This is a genomic window from Salmonella sp. SAL03688, from assembly GCF_046551895.1.
Lineage (GTDB): Bacteria > Pseudomonadota > Gammaproteobacteria > Enterobacterales > Enterobacteriaceae > Salmonella > Salmonella enterica.
On record NZ_JBGDVI010000029.1, the window covers coordinates 19502 to 42769 of the forward strand.

Below are 23268 nucleotides of genomic sequence, written 5' to 3' on the forward strand. Positions count from 1 at the left end.
TGCCGGTGGCATGAAAATATGATGCTATCTTTGCTGCCGATTGGTCAATAAGTGATACATAGTCTATGTTCAGTAAGACAAAAATGGATAGAGTCGATAGATCGCCACCGTAACTACAATACTCACTATCACACTGACGATAAAGTATGTTTTGAATGGCTGCTTTTGCGTTTTATGACGGAAGAGTTGTTGACCAACAATCGCCCCAGGCCACCCACCGACAGCCCCAAACACCAACAAAGTAGATTCCGGCACTCTGCGCCAGGTTTTACGTGCCGCCGTTTTGTCTATACCGTAGATCGCCAGCGTTAGCACATTGGCGAGCAGGAACCACATCGCGACGGGATGCGATGTAAAAATGCTTCCGACCGCAGCGGAGATCAGGAGTAAATAACAAAAGCGGTTAAGATACATATCATTATGTCATAGCAATAATTAGGGGCATCGGAGCCCATTATACGCGATACATGCGCCTATGTGATGTAGAATTTTTTTCACTCAGCCAACGAGTCATTAAGGATTCATTTTTAATTACCATGGTAATCATAAGGTAATTAACGGCTGTGAACACGATTAAAATGGGTAAAGCCACCGAAAATTTTACCACCTTAACCGTTGCCAGGATAACTTAATGAAGAACCCTCTTTATTGCTGTTTGTTATCCGGTTGGCAGTCTCAGTTTTGGATTTATTAATCGTATTTATATTTATTACATAAGATGTACGATGTTAATTTGAGAATTTTATCTCAACAACCGTATATATTCAGATATTTCTGAATTAAGATTATCATCGATTAAAACAAGTTAACGTTTTGATAAACATAACAACATCGTCAGAAATCCTGATTTGTTGTCGTTTGTTCATGAGACAAATAATTTATATGCTTGCAAATATAGATAGCACGCAAATCAACTTAGCTCAAAAAATGTATTTGACAAGAAAAGATAAGTCTTTATATTGGCCCTGGATAGAGTGGTAAGATGATAATTAGAGACATGAAAGGCACCGTCACTGAAGCATTTATCTGCTTATCATGTAAATATGTATGCGTAAATGGAGCATAAACTATGTCCAGTATACTAATGTCTATGGTATCTTTACATTTTCACCTTTCATGGTGTCGCTGCACTCATATCCAGTTGATATCTCATGGTATATTCAATCCATTCCCTTTGATGATTCCTGTCAAACCTCCTGATTAAATTAGTTAACAGCGATGGAATACATAACGTTAAGTACTTTACGCCTGCAAATGTCAGGCTCACGCCCTAATGCTTAATTTATAATACGCATTACCTTACTACAGGAAATAGATAGCATGTTATCCAAAAAATTTGGCTTATCGATGATAGTGTTGGGAATAATGTCGTCTTCAGCGTTTGCTGATAGCATCGTTGAAGGGAGAACACTCAATGTCGCAGTATCACCAGCCTCTCCCCCTATGTTATTTAAAAGTGCTGATGGCAAATTGCAGGGGATAGATCTGGAGCTTTTTTCGTCTTACTGTCAGTCACGGCATTGTAAGCTAAACATCACCGAATATGCCTGGGATGGAATGCTTGGCGCAGTGGCGAGTGGTCAGGCAGATGTAGCATTTTCGGGAATTTCAATCACAGATAAACGTAAGAAAGTTATTGATTTCTCTGAACCTTATTACATCAACTCTTTTTATCTGGTCAGTATGGCCAATCATAAAATAACGCTCAATAACCTCAATGAATTAAATAAATATTCTATTGGATACCCTCGAGGAATGGCTTACTCCGACCTTATCAAAAACGATCTGGAGCCCAAAGGATACTACTCGTTAAGTAAAGTAAAATTGTATCCAACCTATAATGAGACGATGGCTGATCTAAAAAATGGCAATCTTGATCTGGCTTTTATAGAAGAGCCGGTTTATTTTACCTTCAAAAATAAGAAAAAGATGCCGATAGAAAGTCGTTATGTTTTCAAGAATGTTGATCAACTTGGCATTGCCTTTAAGAAAGGCTCTCCCGTGCGCGATGATTTTAACTTATGGCTTAAAGAGCAAGGGCCACAAAAAATATCTGGCATCGCCGATAACTGGATGAAATAGTAAGCTATGTCATCAGGTAATATGCTGGCTATCTTTTATTTCCTATTGGAAGGGATTGGTAATACGCTGCTTGTAACATTTACCTGTTTTCTCTCAGCGTTTTTGACCGGGCTTACAGTCGCCGTATTACGGCGACTATCCCCTCTTCCACTACAGAAGATACTCGACGTACTGGTCTTTATTCTTCGGGGAATTCCAATACTTATTGCTGTTTTTCTTGTTTATTTTGGATTACCATCGATTGGCATATATGTTTCACCACTGGTGGCCATGAACCTCAGCGTCGGCTTAATCAGCGGGAGTTATCTTGCCGAGGTGTTCAGAGGGGCGCTTAAATTAGTTGAGCCATTCGAAATAACGGTAGCGAAAGTAGCAGGAATGCGTCAATTACAGGTTATAATAAATATTGAACTGCCACAGATGTTGCGATTTTCTGTGCCCGGTATTATCAATGAGTTTTCTTCTGTATTAAAAGCGACGCCCTTTGCTTATACTGTAGGCATCGCTGAAATAACGAAGCAGGCAATGTCACTGACAGCCATCACGCTGAACGGGTTACAGATCTATACCCTTGCCGGGGTATTATATTTCATTATTTATAAAGTATTTACTCTTCTGGCCGGAGTGTTTGAGAAAAAATATCGCATCAGTTGAAGCATAAAAATAGAGGTGATACTCATGGCTTTACTGGAACTAAAAGAGATAAGTAAGGAATATTCAGGAAAAAAGGTTCTTGATACGGTTAGTCTGAAAATTAATTCGGGAGACATGAAAGTAGTCATGGGGCCATCGGGTTGTGGAAAAACGACGCTTTTACGCTGTCTGCTTCGATTAGAAGAGCCTGATTATGGTGATATTTATTTTCACGGGGGAAATATTTATGACAAGGAATTTACTATTCTTGAGTTCAGAAAAAAAGTCGGTTGTGTCTTCCAGAATTACGCTTTGTATCGCCATCTTAACGTCATGGATAACATTACCCTTGCCCTATGTAAAGTGTTTGGCATGCCGGGACAACTAGCTCGGGAGAAAGCCTTACATGAGCTACAAAAACTTGATATGGTCTCGCATAGCGCGAAATACCCTTCGCAATTATCGGGAGGGCAGCAACAGCGCGTCGCCCTGGCCCGTACAATGGTCACCGACCCAGAACTCATTATTTTTGATGAGCCGACGTCTGCACTTGATCCGCTCATGACTCGTGAAGTCGGAATGTTGATCAAGCAACTTCATGACAATGGCGTCACTATATTATGCGTCACTCATGATATTCGCCTCGCCAGATTACTAAGCGATAACGTAACGTTTCTTAATCATGGCAAAATTCGTGCAGAAGGCGCTTTTACCGATCTTGCCTTACGAGAAACGGATCCAGATATCCACTGTTTTTTTAGCGAGGCACAACGATGATCGCTGGCTGGTCTCTTTTCTTTAATGACCTGACTGAACAACTGCCACTTGTTGTGGACGGTATTAAAGAAACCTGTAAACTTGCGCTGATTGTTTCCATCACCGGTTTTTTGTGGGGAATTATTATTTTCTTTCTGAGCCTGAGCCATCGCCCCGTGGTAAAAGCCATAACTCGACTGTACATGGATTTCTTTATCGGTACGCCACTCATTCTTATTCTATTTGTTATCTATTATGGTTTACCTCAATCTGGCATTCACCTGTCCTCTTTTACCGTGGCGGTTACAGGTTTTACCTTGAATGTCGGCGCATATAATGCCGCGTACATGACAACGGCCTATAACGCATTGAATAAGTATGAAACGGAGGCAGCAGTCGTTCAGGGGTTGAACAAACGGCAGGTCTTTTTGTGGATTATACTGCCTCAGGTATTGCTGTCTTCCATTCCAGCCTTAACGAATCAGGTGATTAATAACCTTAAAGACAGCACCATCGTTTTTCTTATCCAATATACTGAGTTTTTCGCGCGAATTCAGGAGGTTGCTGCAACCAGCTTTAAATTCTTCCATGCTTACCTTTTTGCCGCCATAGTGTATCTTATTGGCGTTACCTTTATCGTCGGTTTGACCCGGTTTTTAGAGCATAGACTGCTTCGCCATTACGGTCAAGATTACTGAGTTGTACTGCACTATTCTGATTAATTCACCGCTGACATTATCAAAGTTATTTTTATTTAGTGTTGGTTAAGATTTTAACCTTCATTATTGCGTTAGGTGTCCATTCTGGTCTAAGTCTTACTCCATTGAGGATATTATGGCGCTACCACAACTATCAATATGGCAGCCCGGCGATGGGTTAAGAAAAATAAAGTATAAATATCATGTTTGTCTCATTGTCATATTCTCCGTCCTTATACGGTTGCTGTTTTTAACTGACCGCTACCTTTGGTGTGACGAAGCGTCCAGCGTGCTGATTAGTCGACATAGCGTAGATAATCTGCTCTTCCATGCCGCTTTTGACGTGCATCCCCCGCTTTATTATCTGTTACTGCATGACTGGATCATATTATTGGGTGATAGCATTGCAGCGGTGCGCTCTCTCAGTCTACTCTTTGGGATCCTGACAGTTGTGCTGGTTATCGTGCTTACGCGATGGCTGGCAAATGAACGTACAGCCTTATTGGCGGGATGGTTCGCCGCCCTGATGCCGATGGCAGTTCATTACAGTCAAGAAACGCGCATGTACGCGTTAATGGGAATGCTAACGCTCGCTGCCGCGTTAGCATTGATGATGTGGATAAAAACACCCACCCATAATCGCTATCTTGTCGCGTATGCTTTACTTATGACGTTCAGCTTTTACACCCATTATTTCACCCTATTTACACTTATTGCCCACTGGATCGCAGTAACAATATTATCCTGCCAAAGCCATAAAACGGCCTGCTACCTTAAACTTCCTGGCTGGTGGTTTGCTAACCTGGCGATTGCTGTCGCTTATCTCCCCTGGTTGCCCGTATTGTTTAATTTACTGACTCATCTGGCGCAGTTGAGAGCCGGTAATGATATCGGTTGGATTCCCCCCGTAACATGGCGTGACCTGCCTGCGATGTATTGGCATTTTTTTACCGGAAACAACGGACAGGGTTTTCCGTCGTTCATTCTGTGGCTGGCTGTGGGAGGTTTTATCGGTACTGTGGGGCGAATATCTTTATGCAACGGAGAATATGAAAGATATCAGCTGATATTATTTTGTAATCTGGTCATCCCTGTAATGCTGGTCTTCATCATTTCCTGGTGGATGCCGTTATTTATCGATCGTTATTTCTTCTTCTCATCGCTGAGCATTCCTCCCCTGCTCGCGGTATTACTTACCCGCGCAAAAAAAGCGGTTTGTGGCTTCTGGTTTATCTTATTCACCTTATTATTCGGCTATGGTTCATATCATAATAACCCTGAGCACATAGACGAGTTTAAACCACTGGTAAACTATATTAATACCCGTCACCAGCCTAATGATGCCGTGGTAGTCAGTAAAATGTTCGATTATTTAAGTTATGTGTATTATAATAAGCAAGATTATCGTACGTTTCTTTATACACCGCCTAACGCACACGGAACATCAGGCAGACCGAATGCCTATGGCTTTGGTTCACTGTTTTATGCGCAAGCCGATCAGACATATATTGATACTCTGACAACGCTTTCAAAAAGTTACCATCGTGTCTGGTTGGTAAGCGGCGGTAACTTTAGTCAGGATTACCCCTTGCCGTCAGAATGGCAAAATATCGCAAAATTCAGAAGTGGTAGATTTCAGGTACAATTATTTGTAATACCAACTCAACAGGCGCGTCAAATGCAATGATTACCGTTTTCTATCCAGTGCAGTGATAAACAGTACTGCCACTGCCAGACCGCCTAAAAGTAAGGTCCAGCCAAACGCTTCAAAAACCTCAATCATATCGCCTCCAGGTAGGTGATATTAAATAAAGATGGCTATCTCAGCGTAACATTTAAAATATCAATTAATGTGCAATAATCGCTTTATGTGTTTGAATAAATATTATTCTTCCTGCATTTAATTGCATTGTTATTATCAAAGGGCTTAATACGCGTACATCAACGATTATTAATTATCAGCTTATAATAATATGACTGTTCAATTCATTTATCAGCTATTATTATCCTCTATATTCTTTAAGATAACCGCTTAATTCATAATATCGCCTTTATTCGTCGCATTAAATTACTCACTCACCTGATTAATGCTTGCCTAACGATTGCTTCGTTGTTTTAATTCCAGCGCGAAATTATTTAGTGAGAGAACAATGAAGCATACACAACAATCAGGCGCAAAAGTCTATAACCCATTCACGCTTAGCTTATATGACTGGTGGGTACTCAATATCTCAAACAAATATGCATGGAAGTGTCCTACTGATACGCGACTACTTCCTTTCTTCCTGCATCACATGGGCGAGACTCACCTGGATATTGGCGTAGGTACAGGTTATTACCTGAAACATGCACCTGCGACTCATGCCATTTCGCTGATGGATTTAAATCCGGATAGCCTGAAAATAGCCGCCAGCCGAGTGGGTAATACGAAAATCCGCGCCACACTACAACACGATGTTTTCGACACGTTCCCGGCGGACTGGCACGGGCGCTTCGATTCCGTTTCGATGTACTATCTTCTGCACTGCTTACCTGGTGAGATGACAACAAAAGCGAAGGCAATTAAAAATGCCGGTATGGCGCTTAAACCCGGCGGCACACTTTTTGGCGCCACGATTCTGGGCAAAGAGGTTTCTCACAATGCTTTTGGTAAGAAATTAATGGCTGTTTATAACAAGAAAGGAATATTCAGTAATACCAATGATTCAGCCGATACGTTACGCAGCGTGTTGGACGAACATTTCGCTAAGGTGGCTTTGGAGCAACATGGCGCCGTTGCGCTATTTTCCGCCACTATGCCACGTTCATTGTAAGTGTAGGCACTTCCGGGCGGTCGGCAGCGCGATCATGTGGGTTTAACCCGTTGATTAAACATTGGATTACGGAATAGTAATTGTTTATTTTATTTGTCATACAAATAAGTATAATACCCGCTTCCGATGTAGACCCGTCCTCCTTCGCCTGCGTCACGGGTCCTGGTTAGACGCAGGCGTTTTCTGTATGGAATACGCCATCCCCTCTGATAGATGCCTTGTTTGCCTGAAGCAGTTAACCCCACCTGCGACAAACGTCATACAGGACGGTCAGTCACGCTTACGCGGCATCATCCGTAACAGCGTATTGTCTTTCCAGAAATAGTGATGCATCAAAGCAGCGATGGCATGAAGTCCAATAACAAAATAGCCCAGATTCGCCAGCGTGACGTGCCAGGATTTCAGCATATCTACGCGTTCAAAGTTAGCTTCGGCGGCATGCGGCATAGTAATGCCAAATGCGACCCAGGGATTGCCGCGGTTATACATCATGACCAGACCAATAACAGGCAGCGCGATAAATAACAGGTAAATCACCAGATGTCCCAAATGCGCCATTCCGGTCATCATCGGTTTTGGACGAGGAACAATGGGCGGCGTGGGATATTTCAGCCGAATAATCAAGCGCGCCACCATTAAAAGCAAAATAGTGATGCCACATGAAACATGCGTCATATTAAACCAGGGCCGATAACTACGCGGCGCAAAACCGCGTAGCTCCATCGCGGCGTAAGCCACAATAACCAGAAAAAAGACTAACCAGTGAATACCAATTTGCAGGCCGGAATACTTATTGCCCATAGCGCGTCCTGAATGAAAACCGTAAAGCGACAACATAACCAGCTTTTATAAATAATTCATCAAATTTATGAGTTGGTGGTCGCACTTGCCCGTTCACCCTCGCAAACGGGCGATTTTTAGCGTAAAGCTCTCTGTTCTAACGCACTGCGCAACGTAGTATCTGCCTGCAATACCTGCCATGCCTTTTCAATATCGCGTGGGATATCAACGTGAATGATAAAATCTTTACCACGCGGTCCATACCCTGTTTCATCGTCACGCAAACGTGGCAGCTCGCCGGCAATCAGAGACAGATAACGCTCCACCGTCCAGATGCCCTCTTCAACGTTGGCAAAACGTGTACCGCCGTTAAGGTGGCGCAGTACCGGAACAAAACCAGGAAAACTCAGCCAGCGCGGCGCATCGGTGTCGTCGTTTGTCACGCGCCGAAACGCCGCGATAGTGCGCCGCTGCATGGTGGGGTCTTGCACAACGATAGCCGTGTTAATGTTTTCTTTCGCCTGACGGATCAGTGCGCAGGAGAAACGGGCATTTTCGCCGCAATTAGTTGACCGATCTTCCAGCCAAATTTTCTCAGCCGGAATATGCCAGAACTGGTTCGCGATATCCGCGAGGATAGCGGCTTCAGCGCGTCCGGTTGTGCGAATAGTATGGTAGCGCGGATGCCGGGCAATCACGGCGTACAAAAACGGCGTCGAATGACCTATACCGCCGCTAATCAGTAAAGGAACGCCTTGCGCTTTGGCGATGCGACAGGCCGCGTCGATAGTGGGGATCACCGCATTGCCCGCCAGGACGACGCAATCCGACGAATAAGGTTGTTCGCCGGAAAAATCATTTTGCGCCAGCCACTGTCCGACGGTATTCACCGCCAGCAATGTTTCCGCAGAGAGCGCCGGAAATGGCGTTGTATTCATAATTCCTCCTTTTTGTTCCGAACTTGTACCGGATCTCTTTGAAAGACATCGTCGCCTGGCTTTTTAGGCCGTAATCTGATCCATGGCCTGTAAAATACGCTTATCGGAAATAGGATAAGGCGTACCGAGCTGTTGGGCGAAATAACTGACACGCAGTTCTTCAATCATCCAACGGATCTCTTTAACATCATCATCTTCGCGACGCGCTGGAGGCAATTTATTTATCCATTGTTGCCACGCCTGCTGGACGCTTTCGACTTTCAGCATTTGCGCCCGATCGCGGTGCGGATCGACAGCCAGTTTCTCCAGCCGCTTTTCAATTGCCTGCAGATAACGCAGCGTATCGCCGAGACGTTTAAAGCCGTTGCCAGTCACAAAACCACGGTATACCAGACCGCTCATCTGCGCCTTGATATCGGAAAGCCCCAACGCCATGCTCATATCCACCCGCCCTTTCAGACGCTTATTGATATTGAATACGGTCGTCAGGATCCGCTCGACCTGCTTCGCGATATCCACCACAGTATCATTCAGCTCGGCGCGTACCTTTTCGTGCAGCGCGGTGAAACCTGCTTCGCTCCACACCGGTCCGCCGTTGGCATCTATCAGCTTATCTACCCCGCAGGCGATACAGTCATCAATCAACTCCAGTACTTTGCCGTACGGGTTAAAGTACAGCCCCAGCTTGGCTTTATTCGGCAATTTCTCATGCAGATACTTAATCGGTGAAGGAATATTGAGCAACAGCAGACGGCGTAAACCGCACCACATCGCCTGTTGTTGTTCCAGCGGATTATCAAACAATTTGATAGCGACGCTGTCACGCTCATCCACTAACGCCGGCCACGCCTTCACTTTATAATTACCGCGTTTCTGTTCGTAGCTTTCCGGCAGCTCGCCGAAACTCCAGATATGCAGCCCGCTCTGCTCAATGCCGTCATCCGCTACCGCCGAGAGCGTCTCCTGCACTTTACCTTTCAGCGCATTTTTAAGCTCGGCGAGCGAACGCCCTTCCTGCAGTTTCTTGTTTTTGTCATTCACCACGCGAAACGTGATTTTCAGATGCTCGGGCACCTGATCCCAATGCCAGTCTTCCCGGTCGACCGTGACGCCGGTCATCCGGCGCAGTTCACGCTCCAGAGCGTCCAGCAGCGGCAGCTCCAGCGGCGTTACGCGACCTAAAAACGCTTCAGCATAGTTTGGCGCTGGAACAAAGTTGCGACGTACCGGTTTTGGCAACGATTTAATCAGCGCAATAACTAATTCACGGCGCAGCCCTGGGATCTGCCATTCAAAACCGCTCTCGTCAACCTGGTTAAGTAGCGGCAACGGAATATGGACGGTCACGCCGTCAGCATCCGCGCCCGGTTCAAACTGATAGCTCAAACGCAGCTTAAGATTGCCCTGGTGCCAGAAATTCGGGTAATCCAGTTTGCTGATTTTTTCCGCGCCTTCTTTAATCAGCATACTTTTTTCAAAGTTGAGCAGATCCGGCGTCTCGCGGCTGATTTTTTTCCACCAACTATCAAAGTGGCGGGCGGAAATAACGTCATGGCTAATACGCTGGTCATAAAACTCAAACAGGGTATCGTCATCCACCAGGATATCGCGGCGGCGAGATTTGTGCTCAAGTTCCTCGACTTCCGCACGCAATTTTAGATTCTCACGGAAGAAGGCGTGACGGGTTTGCCAGTCCCCCTCCACCAGCGCATGGCGGATAAACAACTCGCGACACAACGCCGGGTCAATCTGGCTGTAATTCACCTTGCGCGCGGCGACAATCGGCAGACCGTAGACAGTAACCTTTTCCGTCGCCATCACCGCGCCTTGCGCCCGCTCCCAGTGCGGTTCGCTATATGAACGTTTAATCAGGTGCTGGGCTACCGGTTCCACCCATTCTGGCTCAATGCGGGCAGCGATGCGCCCCCACAGGCGGCTGGTCTCCACCAGTTCTGCGACCATTGTCCATTTCGGCGGTTTTTTGAATAAACCGGAACCGGGGAAAATAGAGAATCGGGCGTTACGCGCGCCGGTGTACTCTTGTTTATCGGCATCTTTCATCCCGATATGCGACAACAGCCCCGTTAACAACGCAACGTGAATTTCCCGGTATTCTGCGGGTTCGCTGTTTACCGGAATCCCCAGTTCTTTTACCACCTGACGCAGTTGGGTATAGATATCCTGCCACTCACGCACGCGTAAATAGTTCAGATAGTCGGTGCGACACAGACGGCGGAATTGATTCGACGACAGGGCCTTTTGTTGCTCGCCGAGGTAATTCCACAGGTTAACAAACGCCAGAAAATCGGACTCCTTATCATGGAAACGCCGGTGTTTCTCATCGGAAGCCTGCTGCTTATCCACTGGGCGCTCGCGCGGATCCTGAATAGAGAGTGCGGAAGTAATGATCATCGCTTCGCGCACACAGCCATGTTTTTGCGCTTCCAGAACCATACGCGCCAGGCGCGGGTCGACCGGCAGCTGAGATAATTGTCGGCCCAGCGGCGTCAGCTTATATGCCGTTTGCTGTTCGTCGGCGGTAATCGCCCCCAGCTCTTCCAACAAACGCACGCCATCCTGAATATTGCGCTTATCCGGCGCTTCGACAAACGGGAAGGCGGCGATGTCACCCAGCCCCAGGGCGGTCATCTGCAAAATAACCGACGCCAGGTTGGTACGTAGAATTTCCGGGTCGGTAAATTCCGGACGTGACAAAAAGTCATCTTCCGAATACAGACGAATGCAAATCCCTTCCGATACGCGCCCGCAACGCCCTTTACGCTGGTTGGCGGAAGCCTGTGAGATCGGTTCAATCGGCAGGCGCTGCACTTTAGTGCGGTAGCTGTAGCGGCTGATGCGCGCAGTGCCAGGATCGATCACATACTTGATACCCGGCACCGTCAGCGACGTTTCCGCCACGTTAGTTGCCAGCACGATACGGCGTCCGCTGTGCGACTGGAAAACGCGGTTCTGTTCGCTGTTCGACAAGCGTGCATACAGCGGCAACACTTCGGTATGCCGTAAGTTCAGCTTGTTCAGGGCGTCAGCGGTATCGCGGATTTCCCGCTCTCCGCTCATAAAAATCAGAATATCGCCGGGACTTTCACGCCCCAGTTCATCAACAGCGTCGAAAATTGCCTGTAGCTGATCGCGTTCAGTGTCGTCAGCCTCTTCCACGATGGGGCGATAACGAACTTCTACGGGATACGTTCGGCCAGAGACTTCGATAATCGGCGCGTTATTAAAGTGGCGCGAGAAGCGTTCCGGGTCGATGGTCGCAGAGGTAATAATCACTTTCAGATCGGGGCGACGCGGCAGAAGCTCTTTCAGATAGCCGAGCAAGAAGTCAATATTCAGGCTGCGTTCATGCGCTTCATCAATAATGATGGTGTCATACTGCATCAATAGCCTGTCCTGCTGGATTTCCGCCAGCAGGATACCGTCCGTCATCAGTTTGACCATGGTGTTGCTACTGACATGATCGCTGAAACGAACTTTATAGCCGATGCAGCCGCCTGGCTCCGTTTGCAACTCTTCGGCAATGCGGTTAGCGACGGTGCGCGCCGCCAGGCGACGCGGTTGAGTATGTCCAATAAGTCCTTTAATTCCGCGTCCCAGTTCCATACAAATTTTCGGCAACTGGGTGGTTTTACCGGAACCGGTTTCCCCTGCCACGATCACTACCTGATGATCGCGGATCGCTTCCAGAATGTCCTGTTTCTTCTGGCTAACAGGCAGATTTTGCGGATAAGTGATTGAGGGACGCGCCGCTTCGCGGAGAGCGACCTGCGTCGCAGCCTGTTCAATTTCTTTCGCCATCGTCTGGAAAATGGCCTGTTGCGCATCAGGATTTTTTACTTTCTTTACGCCATGCAGGCGGCGCGCAAAGCGCTGTTTGTCGCGCAGCATCAGTGCATCCAGCCGCTGCTGTAACACCTGAAGCGTCAACATAGATTGTTCAGTCATAAAGCTCTTGGGCAGCATTCTGCCTGTTTAAAATCGTTTTAAATGATAGGTATAGAGTACCACATTGGGGCTTTTTTTGCGTTGTTCAATAATTTCGAACAAAGGGTTCGATATATTGCGCTATCCCTGCGACATATTTGTGAATAAAGTGTCAACAAGCAACGGGGCACGCCCCTTCAAACACATAAAAGGAAACACCCATGAGCAAGGTATTAGTTCTTAAATCCAGTATTCTGGCAGGGTACTCTCAGTCTGGTCAGTTGACTGACTATTTTATTGAACAATGGCGCGAAAAACACGTCGCAGATGAAATTACTGTCCGCGATCTGGCGGCCAACCCTGTTCCGGTGCTGGATGGCGAGCTGGTGGGCGCGATGCGTCCGGGCGATGCGCCTTTAACGCCACGTCAGCAGGACGCTCTGGCGCTGTCTGATGAACTCATTGCTGAACTGAAAGCCCACGACGTCATCGTTATTGCGGCACCGATGTACAATTTCAATATCCCGACGCAGCTGAAAAACTACTTTGATCTGATTGCCCGCGCCGGTATCACTTTCCGCTATACCGAAAAAGGCCCGGAAGGTCTGGTAACCGGTAAACGCGCGGTGGTTCTCTCCAGTCGCGGCGGTATCCATAAAGACACCCCGACGGATTTGATTGCGCCTTACCTGAAAGTGTTCCTTGGTTTTATCGGTATTACCGACGTGAATTTTGTCTTTGCCGAAGGCATCGCCTACGGGCCGGAAGTGGCGGCTAAAGCTCAGGCCGATGCAAAAGCTGCGATTGACAGCGTAGTGGCCGCTTAAATATTTTTGCCTCCCGTTTCGACGGGAGGTGACTTCTTAGGTTCGTAGCGCAAATATCCTACCACGCCGCTACTGCCGCCATCGCTGGGATGCGTTACCCCATCATTGACTTCAACGCAGGCGAAATCAAAAGGCGACACATTTTCGATGCACGCCACATTGACCCCATATTGATCGGGATTGGATCGGCGCTGATGAAAAGTATATATCCCGCATACCGAACAGAAAAAATGCACCGCCTTGCCCGTATTGAAGCGATATTCGGTAAGCTTATCCTGCCCTTTTAGCACTTTAATACCCGACAGCGGCGCAGACACTGCCACTGCTCCGCGCATCCGGCAAAAGGAACAGTTGCAGCGCCTGGCGGTATGAAAGCCATCGCTAAGTTGAACGGTAAACACGACGCTGCCACAATGGCAGGCAGCAGATAATTTTTCAGACGTCATACCTGGTTACTCTCGCGAATAATGATACCAGCCAACAGTATAGAAATAGCCTTCCGGTTCGCCTAATGTAAATACGACCTTCGTATTCAGAAATTACCCATATAAAAATGCATTTTGCGGTAAAAAAATTGTCGGGAAGCGGTTATTTACGCATCCATTTGCCATTAATTCCCTGGACATATTCTCCCGGCCTGGCGCGCTCAACCAGTTTTTGCCCTGCCATCTTCGCCACCTCGTCCACGGGAAGATGATTGCTATCCGCTAACTGCTGATAACTGGCGCGGCGGGCATGATTAATATCAAGCACCAGTTTCTGGGTTTCGGCATCATTCTTTAAGGCCACCAGATAGCCATTCAGCGTTTCCCCTACCCGGCCCTGCGTGCGCGCTTCGTCCAGGGTTAAGGCCCACACAGAAGGTGTGAGCAAGCTCAGCGTCAGCACCCATAGCATTAAATACTTTTTCATTATGGCCTCAGAATAGATCGCTGCGTGATTTCAGGAGTTCTTCAACATCTTTATCGACTTTGATATGTATTTCATGCTCGATCTTTACATTCATGTTGATGGTAATCGGCTGTTCCGGCGCGGCGACTTCAATACGTGGCGTGCAGCCCACCACGATAAATGACGCAAGCGCTGACAGCATGGCAATACTCATTTTCATTATTTATCCTCACAGTCCTTGTCTTTCCGACAAGGAGGTTGCGGCAATGCTGTATTTTGTTCAAGCCATGCCTGTAAATTGTCGCCAAAACGCAAACTGCGCCACAGCGTAAACACATTTTCTTCATGGGTATAGTTCAAGTTAACGATCGCGGTTTTACCATCTACCCGGCTTTTGCCGGTAATGGCCGCCTGCATCGTTAGTACGCCCAGGTTATCAACGTTAATTTTCGTCCACGAATGCGTAATCTCCATATAACGTAGCCAGTTAATCGCCGAGCCTGCCGTAACATTATCCTTCACCACCGCATCCGCAGTATCTTTATCGATGCGCAACGTCATTGGCCCAGGATTCGTAAGCCAGCCATCTTTGATTATCCATTTTTCATTGTTCAGCCACAGCGGCAGCGCGCCGCTAACCGGACCAGACATGGCGAATTGCTTTGGATTTATGGCGCTAATCAATTCGCTGGATGAAATATTTTGCACCCGTAAAAGCGCCGGGTCGTGCTGCGGCATTCGCAACTGTTTCATAATGATTTGACCGCCCAGCACGTCTACGCTGACATCGCTTAGCAGTAATGGATTCGACTCGCTCCAGGGATAACCGCCCTGTAAATCAGCGGTGATATTTTTCGCCGTGACCTGGTTAACTATCCCGGCAATACGCAGCGAGACGGGCCCGCGCGTCCCCAATTGCCACGCGCCGTTGTGGAAGCGAAATGGCAGAATGAAATCGACGCCGTTGATTTTGTTATCCGGCATCCAGGCACTGCCGCCTTTTAACACGCCGTGTCCACCTGCTTCAAACCCCTGCCCCTGTGCGGCGGAAAAAGCCACCTGCGCATACAGTGAGCCTTCGCGCAGCGTCATTTTCCAGTCTGGTGGAAGCAACGGCTGGAAAACGATAAGCGACTGCTTCGGCCACCAGGCCTGTCCGCGAAGGCGTTCGCCATCCCAGCGCCCATTCAGCCGTACCGGCCCTATCGCCCCCGCCCGAAGGTCGCCTTTAAACTGGAACAGGGTTGGCTCGCGCCCTTCAACGCTAAAATTAATGGTAGAAGGCGGCAGCACGCTCCCGCTGGTAAATACGGTTTTTCCCGCCTCCAGAGACAGCGCGCCCTGTAGCGACGGCGTTGTGGCGTCGCGAACCCAGACAATAGGTTTATTCAGCGCCAGTCTTGGCGATGTGACGGTCATTGCGCCATAGTGCAACTGATCAAAACCGGTGGACAAACTGGTCAACCTGATGGTGTTATCATGCCATTCGCCCTGTCCGGCAATATCCCAGCGGGCGCGCATTGGCGTAAAGCTTCCTTGCCCCCAATAGCGCCACCGCCAGCGACCAGCATCAGGGAGAAAATCATTCGCCAGGCCATCAAGATGAAGAACGAAATCGCCCATCTCATTTTCGTGCGCCCGTAAAATAGCCTGTAATCGGCCATCAACGCCGCGCGGCGTCACCTTAACGCCCGCCAGCGGCCAACGAATTTCATCAATATCTAACGCATCAATCACCCGTCCGCGCGAGCGTAGCAATGCGCCAGGTGCAAAGGTGAGCTGCGGATCGGCCAGACTGCCGCGGAACATAGCGGGCAATACGGCATAAAAGATTAAATCCTTCTGTTTAGCCTCGCCGGTAAGCTGTAGAGGCATCTCACTGCTATCCATGCTGAGTTTTCCCGGGCCGATAGTCAGTACAGCGTTCGCTTTACCGGCATCGCCCTGGGTCAGAATATTCAGGCGTCCGCTGACTCGCGCATTATCCGGCCCGGCTTGCCAGTTATCGATATTAAAAGCCAGACGTCCGCTCAAGGGAAATCCCTGATATGGCCAGTTCCAGCGGCCATCGCTGATGGTAAGCCGCTGACGCGTTACCGCCCAGGGGAGATCGAGAATCGGGTCAGGATTACCTCGCGCCATCACGATGAGCTGTCCGGCGTTATCACGCCACTCCAGTTCCGCATCCACCAGCGACGGTTCCTGCGGCAGACGCAAGGTCGCTGCCGCATGACCGCTGACCGGCAGGCCATCCGGTACCAGCGGCAACATAAACTTCCCCGCCAGGCTAACGGGAGGCTGGTTGGCCAGCGCGGCGATCTCCAGTTGGCTCACCGTCAATGCCTGACCGCGTAGCTGCCCTTGAAATTTTACTTTTTCGCCCTGATAACGTATCTGCTGAATGACCGGCGTCATGGAGATCGCCAGCTTGCCCTGCCATTCCGACCAGGGCGCGAGAATGACATTATCGATGTTAATCCAGGTATTGGGCAGCATTGACTGCCACTGCGCCAGCGTACGCGGCGCGGCGGGAGAGGCTTCTGTAGCAGGCAGTTTCGCCAGGCACGCGGCATCCAGTTTGAGGCTTTTAATATTCAGCAACCAACGGCTGGGATGCGTCAGTTTCGCCTGGGTAATATGCGCTAACGAACAATCATTGACCAGATAGCGAAGATCGGGAATCACTAACCCATGACGTGTCAGGCGTGGACTTTGTTCCAGAGCGATACGGGTACCGACGGGTAGCCAAATTCCCGCCAGAGTGGGAACCCACAGCCCGAGGGTCATCAGTAGCGTCAGAGGGACAAGAATCAGCAGTAACAGTAGCGCAAGGGCGGCTTTATATTTACCCTTCATGGGCCATTAATTTCCTGATTTAACGAAAAATTCAGTTGGCTATCTCTTTATTTTGGCATGATTGCCCGTACATAGCCTAATAGTTCATGTTGCAAGCGGGTGATGCGTTATGCCTGTTGCAGGGGCGCCCTCCGGCTATTTGAGGCGTTGTGGAGAATGATAACCTAAAATTATTCATTATATGTATGACTATCAATTATTTTTGATTTTTTGTAAGATAATTTTAAGCATATTTGTGTGATTCTAACATCACTGGAGAAGGTCATATGAAACTCGCCGTCTATAGTACCAAACAGTATGACAAGAAATATCTACAGCAAGTGAACGAAGCGTTCGGTTTTGAACTGGAGTTTTTTGATTTTCTGCTGACCGAGAAAACGGCGAAAACCGCCAATGGATGTGAAGCAGTTTGTATCTTCGTGAATGACGACGGGAGCCGACCGGTACTGGAAGAGCTGAAAAAACATGGCGTGAAATACATCGCGCTGCGTTGCGCCGGATTTAATAATGTCGACCTGGATGCCGCTAAAGAGCTCGGTTTGCAGGTGGTCCGCGTGCCGGCTTATTCTCCGGAAGCCGTCGCTGAACATGCGATTGGCATGATGATGACATTGAACCGCCGTATTCACCGCGCTTATCAACGCACCCGCGACGCTAACTTTTCCCTTGAGGGACTGACCGGCTTTACCATGCACGGAAAAACCGCTGGCGTCATTGGTACCGGTAAAATCGGCGTCGCCGCGCTGCGTATCCTGAAAGGCTTTGGAATGCGTTTACTGGCGTTTGATCCCTATCCCAGCACCGCCGCGCTTGATCTCGGCGTCGAGTATGTGGATCTGCAAACGTTGTTTGCCGAATCGGATGTCATTTCCCTGCACTGCCCGCTCACGCCGGAAAACTACCATTTACTGAACCATGCGGCATTCGACCAAATGAAAAATGGCGTTATGGTCATTAATACCAGTCGTGGCGCGCTGATTGATTCCCAGGCGGCTATCGAAGCTCTGAAGAATCAGAAAATCGGCTCGCTGGGGATGGATGTGTATGAAAACGAACGCGACCTGTTCTTTGAAGATAAGTCAAACGATGTTATCCAGGATGATGTTTTCCGCCGTCTGTCGGCCTGCCATAACGTACTGTTTACGGGGCACCAGGCATTCCTGACCGCAGAAGCGCTGATCAGCATCTCTGAAACCACGTTACAAAACTTAAGCCAGCTTGAGAAGGGCGAAGCCTGCCCGAACGCGCTGTTCTAATCCTGTCGCTCCCCTGCGCTCAGGGGAGCATTTTCGGATAACCCCTGAAGATCTATCCGGTCATATCATTACTATAGTCAGTGTTAACTATCAGATTACAGAGAATATCAATGAAGAAAATCGTCACGCTGGTCGCCCTGAGCATCATAATGACAGGGTGTGTGAGCAGTGGAAAAGTGTCCGTCAAACGCGAGCAACTGGAGCACCACCGCTTTGTTCTGGAAAGCGTAAACGGTAAAACGGTCACCGGCCCGGAGCTCAGCTTTGGCGAGGACATGACGGTATCCGGCAAAATGTGCAATCAATTCACCGGCGAAGGAAAACTATCGGACGGCGAATTAAAAGTGAAAAATTTAGCGATGACCCGAATGATGTGCGCCGATCCGCAGCTTAATGCGCTGGACGGCACCCTCAGCGAGCTCTTCAGCAAAGGAGCGCAGGTCGATTTAACTGCGAACCAATTAACGCTGGCGACGGCAGAAACAACGCTAATGTATAAACTGGCGGATTTAGCGCACTAAGCCATTAAGTGAAAAGTTATACGCGTCAGGCGAAACGCCGCGCTTAGTAACTCCCGCAGTTTCCGGCGGCAAGCGACTGTTCGCTACAACGTTTGCCGTTGGGTAGCGCGCACATACCAATTACTGAACCATCAAGCTGCCGGGCCGCTGAAAGCGAACCGCCAATCATAGCGCAATTCGCTTCGCCGGCGCTGGACATCGCCGCTTTCATCCCTGGCGAAACATGTGCCGCGGTTGCCTGCTGAACAGGTTCGCTACTGCAAGCCGACAATAATAACGCGGCACATCCCACCCAAAACGCTGCGCGCATTTCTCTCCCCTCTGTTTATTCATCCAAACGACACCGCCCTAAATAATAGGCAGCAGAAACTGACGCGTCGAGAGGCAAAGCGCGCATTTATGCGCTTCATTAACATTTATTGGCAATTTTTTACGTCTTTTCGGCAAGAAATCGTCATTCTCCTCCCGCCAGGGACACAAAAGCGAAAATGGGGCTTGAAGGGCTTTGCTAAAATAAAAGGATAACTACAGGATGCGCTCACGATTATGCGTGTCCCTCTTTTTTGCGCAATGTAAGGGTGTCATATGCAAACAATTGACGGTAATGGCGCAGTAGCGTCGGTGGCGTTCCGTACCAGCGAGGTTATCGCCATTTACCCGATTACGCCCAGTTCAACAATGGCTGAACAAGCGGATGCCTGGGCCGGCAATGGGCTTAAAAATGTCTGGGGCGATACGCCGCGTGTGGTAGAGATGCAGTCGGAAGGCGGCGCGATCGCCGCCGTTCACGGTGCGTTACAAACCGGTTCGCTTTCTACGTCATTTACATCATCGCAGGGGCTGCTGCTGATGATTCCAACGCTGTATAAACTGGCGGGGCAGCTCACGCCGTTTGTACTGCACGTTGCCGCGCGCACTGTCGCCACACACGCGCTTTCTATTTTTGGCGACCATTCCGATGTGATGGCGGTCCGCCAGACAGGCTGCGCGATGTTATGCGCCGCCAGCGTTCAGGAAGCGCAGGATTTTGCGCTGATCGCACACAGGGCTACGCTGAAAAGCCGCGTTCCGTTTATTCATTTTTTTGATGGCTTCCGTACATCGCATGAAATCAACAAAATTATACCGCTAACGGATGAAACCATTCTGAACCTGATGCCGCAGGCGGAGATCGACGCTCACCGCGCCCGCGCGCTGAATCCGGAACATCCGGTGATTCGTGGAACTTCAGCGAATCCGGATACCTACTTCCAGTCTCGCGAAGCGACCAACCCGTGGTACAACGCCGTTTATGATCATGTTGAAGAGGCGATGAAGGCATTTGGCGACGCTACGGGCCGTCAGTACCAGCCATTTGAATATTATGGCCATCCCCAGGCTGAACGCGTCATCATAATGATGGGCTCCGCCCTCGGCACCTGCGAAGAGGTCGTGGACGAGCTACTGATACGCGGAGAAAAGGTCGGCGTTCTGAAAGTCCGTCTGTTCCGCCCCTTCTCCGCCAAACATTTGTTACAGGCATTACCGGAAACCGTTCGCGCTATCGCCGTGCTGGATCGCACCAAAGAGCCTGGCGCGCAGGCCGAGCCGCTTTATCTGGACGTGATGACCGCACTGGCGGAAGCCTTTAATAATGGCGAGCGCGAAACGTTGCCGCGCACCATTGGCGGCCGTTATGGGCTATCATCCAAAGAGTTCGGCCCGGCGTGCGTACTGGCGGTCTTTAATGAACTCAGCCGCGCGAAACCCAAACCACGGTTTACGGTGGGCATTTATGATGACGTTACTAACCTCTCGCTGCCATTACCGGAAAATACCCTGCCCGGCAGCGCTAAACTTGAAGCGTTATTTTACGGCCTGGGAAGCGACGGCAGCGTATCCGCCACGAAAAATAATATTAAAATTATCGGTAATTCTACGCCGTGGTATGCGCAAGGTTATTTCGTTTATGACTCTAAAAAAGCTGGCGGGCTCACGGTATCGCACCTGCGCGTCAGCGAAAAACCCATTCGTTCCGCTTACTTAATTGCTCAGGCGGATTTTGTCGGCTGCCATCAATTACAGTTTATCGATAAATATCAGATGGCGGAGCGTCTGAAGCCCGGCGGTATCTTTCTGCTTAATACGCCGTACAGCGCCGACGAGGTCTGGTCGCGTCTGCCGCAAGAAGTTCAGGCGGTGTTGAATCAGAAAAAGGCGCGTTTTTACGTGGTTAACGCGGCGAAAATCGCCCGCGAATGTGGACTTGGCGCCCGCATCAATACCGTCATGCAAATGGCTTTCTTCCACCTGACGCATATTCTTCCGGGCGATAGCGCCCTGGTTGAGCTGCAGGGCGCGATTGCCAAAAGCTATAGCAGCAAAGGTCAGGATCTGGTTGAGCGTAACTGGCAGGCATTGGCTCTGGCGCAGGAATCGCTGGCGGAAGTGCCGTTGCAGGCGGTTAATCCGCACAGCGCGCATCGCCCGCCGGTCGTCTCCGACGCCGCGCCGGATTTCGTGAAAACCGTTACCGCCGCCATGTTGGCGGGCCTTGGCGACGCACTGCCTGTTTCCGCGCTGCCGCCGGACGGAACATGGCCAATGGGCACCACCCGCTGGGAAAAACGCAATATCGCCGAAGAGATTCCTGTCTGGAAAGAGGAACTGTGTACACAATGTAATCACTGCGTCGCCGCCTGCCCTCACTCGGCGATTCGTGCGAAAGTCGTTTCCCCGCAGGCGATGGAGAACGCGCCAGCCAGTCTGCATTCGCTGGACGTGAAGTCCCGCGATATGCGCGGCCAGAAATATGTGCTGCAGGTCGCGCCGGAAGACTGTACTGGCTGTAATTTATGCGTAGAGGTCTGCCCGGCTAAAGATCGGCAAAATCCACAGATCAAGGCGATTAACATGATGTCGCGCCTTGAGCATGTGGAAGAAGAGAAAGTGAATTATGACTTCTTCCTCGACTTGCCGGAAATCGATCGCAGCAAACTGGAACGAATTGATATCCGCACATCGCAGCTTATTACGCCGCTGTTTGAGTATTCCGGCGCCTGTTCCGGCTGTGGTGAAACGCCGTATATTAAGCTGCTGACTCAGTTATATGGCGACAGAATGTTAATCGCTAACGCCACGGGGTGTTCCTCTATTTACGGCGGTAACTTACCCTCTACGCCTTATACCACCGATGCCAACGGACGCGGCCCGGCGTGGGCGAATTCGCTATTTGAAGATAACGCGGAATTTGGCCTCGGTTTCCGTCTGAGCGTGGATCAGCACCGGGCGCGCGTCATGCGTTTACTGGCGCAATTCGCCGATCGCATCCCGGCGGAATTAAACAATGCGCTGCATGCCGAAGCAACGCCTGACGTTCGGCGTGAGCAGGTCGCCGCATTACGCCAACATCTGAAATCGGTTGCAGGCGCAGAGGAACTGTTAAAGGATGCTGATGCGCTGGTAGAAAAATCAATCTGGCTGATTGGCGGCGATGGTTGGGCATACGACATCGGCTTTGGCGGTTTAGACCATGTGTTAAGCCTGACGGAGAATGTCAATATTCTGGTTCTGGATACGCAGTGTTACTCCAATACTGGCGGCCAGGCATCGAAGGCGACGCCGCTTGGCGCCGTCACTAAGTTTGGCGAACATGGCAAGCGTAAAGCCCGTAAAGATCTTGGTGTCAGCATGATGATGTATGGTCATGTTTATGTCGCGCAAATCTCGCTGGGCGCGCAGTTAAACCAGACGGTGAAAGCCATCCAGGAGGCCGAAGCCTGGCCAGGACCGTCGCTGATCATTGCCTATAGCCCCTGTGAGGAACATGGCTACGATCTGGCGCTAAGCCATGACCAGATGCGCCAGTTAACGGCGACCGGTTTCTGGCCGTTATACCGCTTTGATCCCCGCCGTGCGGATGAAGGCAAGCCGCCGCTGGCGCTGGACTCTCGGCCACCGTCTGATGCCCTGGCGGAAACGTTGCTTAATGAACAGCGTTTCCGTCGCCTGAATGCGCAACAGCCTGAAGTAGCTGAACAATTATGGCGAGATGCCGCATTGGATTTGCAAAAACGCTATGACTTTCTTGCCTTGCTGGCAGGAAAAGCGGAAAAACCCGGCGCAGATTAAAAAATATTCTAAGGATTAACCTGGAAACAATAAATATCCTCCGGCATAGCCGGAGGTTTTTCAGATGCGCCTGTAAGGCTCTCTTACCAGCCGCGCCCTAACAGGCGCATACGATCTGACATTTGCATCAAACTTCGTTACTTACGGCCCGTAAACGGGCTG

Annotated in this window: 20 protein-coding genes; 11 read left to right on the top strand and 9 right to left on the bottom strand. The window is 49.4% G+C overall.

The window, feature by feature from the left end; translation table 11 throughout:
- Positions 1 to 69: 69 nt before the first annotated feature.
- On the bottom strand, positions 70 to 414 hold the full coding sequence (locus tag ACLJR2_RS21400) for a DUF1294 domain-containing protein (protein ID WP_000281189.1): 345 nt from the start codon (positions 412 to 414) through the stop codon (positions 70 to 72).
- 906 nt (positions 415 to 1320) lie between these two features.
- Between ACLJR2_RS21400 and ACLJR2_RS21405 the strand changes: the two genes are divergently transcribed.
- The 6 genes from ACLJR2_RS21405 to ACLJR2_RS21430 all read left to right on the top strand — a co-directional run bounded on the left by ACLJR2_RS21405 (position 1321) and on the right by ACLJR2_RS21430 (position 6982).
- Positions 1321 to 2082, top strand: coding sequence for a transporter substrate-binding domain-containing protein (locus ACLJR2_RS21405; RefSeq protein WP_001534089.1), 762 nt, complete (start codon positions 1321 to 1323; stop codon positions 2080 to 2082).
- A gap of 6 nt (positions 2083 to 2088) precedes the next feature.
- Entirely contained in the window at positions 2089 to 2736 is a 648-nt protein-coding gene (locus ACLJR2_RS21410) for an amino acid ABC transporter permease (RefSeq protein WP_000094453.1), read from the top strand.
- Between the two features lie 24 nt (positions 2737 to 2760).
- Positions 2761 to 3492, top strand: a complete 732-nt coding sequence (locus tag ACLJR2_RS21415) for an amino acid ABC transporter ATP-binding protein (RefSeq protein WP_001534086.1) — start codon at positions 2761 to 2763, stop codon at positions 3490 to 3492.
- Positions 3489 to 4169 (top strand): amino acid ABC transporter permease, encoded by a 681-nt coding sequence (locus ACLJR2_RS21420; protein WP_000560165.1) that lies wholly within the window; start codon positions 3489 to 3491, stop codon positions 4167 to 4169. Before ACLJR2_RS21415 ends, ACLJR2_RS21420 begins: the two co-directional genes overlap by 4 nt.
- A 136-nt stretch (positions 4170 to 4305) precedes the next feature.
- Positions 4306 to 5856, top strand: a complete 1551-nt coding sequence (locus tag ACLJR2_RS21425) for a glycosyltransferase family 39 protein (protein WP_001534052.1) — start codon at positions 4306 to 4308, stop codon at positions 5854 to 5856.
- Between the two features lie 463 nt (positions 5857 to 6319).
- Positions 6320 to 6982 (top strand): class I SAM-dependent methyltransferase, encoded by a 663-nt coding sequence (locus tag ACLJR2_RS21430; protein WP_001534088.1) that lies wholly within the window; start codon positions 6320 to 6322, stop codon positions 6980 to 6982.
- Between the two features lie 270 nt (positions 6983 to 7252).
- Here the strand turns inward: ACLJR2_RS21430 and cybB are convergent, their stop codons facing one another.
- The 3 genes from cybB to hrpA all read right to left on the bottom strand — a co-directional run bounded on the left by cybB (position 7253) and on the right by hrpA (position 12666).
- Positions 7253 to 7783: a cytochrome b561 gene (gene cybB, locus ACLJR2_RS21435; protein WP_000527277.1), complete on the bottom strand. Its 531-nt coding sequence runs from the start codon at positions 7781 to 7783 to the stop codon at positions 7253 to 7255.
- Between the two features lie 116 nt (positions 7784 to 7899).
- Positions 7900 to 8700 carry a YdcF family protein gene (locus ACLJR2_RS21440; RefSeq protein ID WP_001098505.1) on the bottom strand — a complete coding sequence of 267 codons (801 nt, stop codon included), beginning with the start codon at positions 8698 to 8700 and terminating at the stop codon, positions 7900 to 7902.
- 63 nt (positions 8701 to 8763) lie between these two features.
- The gene (hrpA, locus tag ACLJR2_RS21445; RefSeq protein WP_024134145.1) at positions 8764 to 12666 is read right to left on the bottom strand and encodes an ATP-dependent RNA helicase HrpA; all 3903 of its coding nucleotides are present in this window, start codon (positions 12664 to 12666) and stop codon (positions 8764 to 8766) included.
- 200 nt (positions 12667 to 12866) lie between these two features.
- Between hrpA and azoR the strand changes: the two genes are divergently transcribed.
- Positions 12867 to 13472, top strand: a complete 606-nt coding sequence (gene azoR / locus ACLJR2_RS21450) for an FMN-dependent NADH-azoreductase (RefSeq protein WP_000048924.1) — start codon at positions 12867 to 12869, stop codon at positions 13470 to 13472.
- Here azoR and ACLJR2_RS21455 read toward each other — a convergent pair.
- The 4 genes from ACLJR2_RS21455 to ACLJR2_RS21470 all read right to left on the bottom strand — a co-directional run bounded on the left by ACLJR2_RS21455 (position 13469) and on the right by ACLJR2_RS21470 (position 17219).
- Entirely contained in the window at positions 13469 to 13918 is a 450-nt protein-coding gene (locus tag ACLJR2_RS21455; protein WP_001518898.1) for a GFA family protein, read from the bottom strand. The genes azoR and ACLJR2_RS21455 overlap by 4 nt on opposite strands.
- Before the next feature lie 142 nt (positions 13919 to 14060).
- Complete coding sequence (locus tag ACLJR2_RS21460; RefSeq protein WP_000760414.1) at positions 14061 to 14384, bottom strand: YdbL family protein; 324 nt, start codon at positions 14382 to 14384, stop codon at positions 14061 to 14063.
- A 7-nt stretch (positions 14385 to 14391) separates the two neighbouring features.
- The gene (locus ACLJR2_RS21465; RefSeq protein ID WP_000784063.1) at positions 14392 to 14583 is read right to left on the bottom strand and encodes a YnbE family lipoprotein; all 192 of its coding nucleotides are present in this window, start codon (positions 14581 to 14583) and stop codon (positions 14392 to 14394) included.
- On the bottom strand, positions 14583 to 17219 hold the full coding sequence (locus ACLJR2_RS21470) for a YdbH family protein (RefSeq protein WP_000677042.1): 2637 nt from the start codon (positions 17217 to 17219) through the stop codon (positions 14583 to 14585). The genes ACLJR2_RS21465 and ACLJR2_RS21470 overlap by 1 nt, the downstream gene beginning before the upstream one ends.
- Positions 17220 to 17485: 266 nt before the next feature.
- Between ACLJR2_RS21470 and ldhA the strand changes: the two genes are divergently transcribed.
- Entirely contained in the window at positions 17486 to 18475 is a 990-nt protein-coding gene (gene ldhA, locus ACLJR2_RS21475) for a D-lactate dehydrogenase (RefSeq protein ID WP_000762206.1), read from the top strand.
- A 110-nt stretch (positions 18476 to 18585) separates the two neighbouring features.
- Entirely contained in the window at positions 18586 to 18996 is a 411-nt protein-coding gene (gene hslJ / locus ACLJR2_RS21480; protein ID WP_000725242.1) for a heat shock protein HslJ, read from the top strand.
- A 43-nt stretch (positions 18997 to 19039) separates the two neighbouring features.
- Here hslJ and ACLJR2_RS21485 read toward each other — a convergent pair whose 3' ends face one another.
- On the bottom strand, positions 19040 to 19306 hold the full coding sequence (locus tag ACLJR2_RS21485; RefSeq protein WP_001200679.1) for a DUF333 domain-containing protein: 267 nt from the start codon (positions 19304 to 19306) through the stop codon (positions 19040 to 19042).
- On the opposite strand from ACLJR2_RS21485, the gene ACLJR2_RS21490 reads away from it, so the two are divergent.
- Entirely contained in the window at positions 19222 to 19521 is a 300-nt protein-coding gene (locus tag ACLJR2_RS21490; RefSeq protein ID WP_031607555.1) for a hypothetical protein, read from the top strand. The genes ACLJR2_RS21485 and ACLJR2_RS21490 overlap by 85 nt on opposite strands.
- A gap of 60 nt (positions 19522 to 19581) precedes the next feature.
- Positions 19582 to 23106 (top strand): pyruvate:ferredoxin (flavodoxin) oxidoreductase, encoded by a 3525-nt coding sequence (gene nifJ / locus ACLJR2_RS21495; protein ID WP_001193254.1) that lies wholly within the window; start codon positions 19582 to 19584, stop codon positions 23104 to 23106.
- The last annotated feature ends 162 nt before the right edge of the window (positions 23107 to 23268 follow it).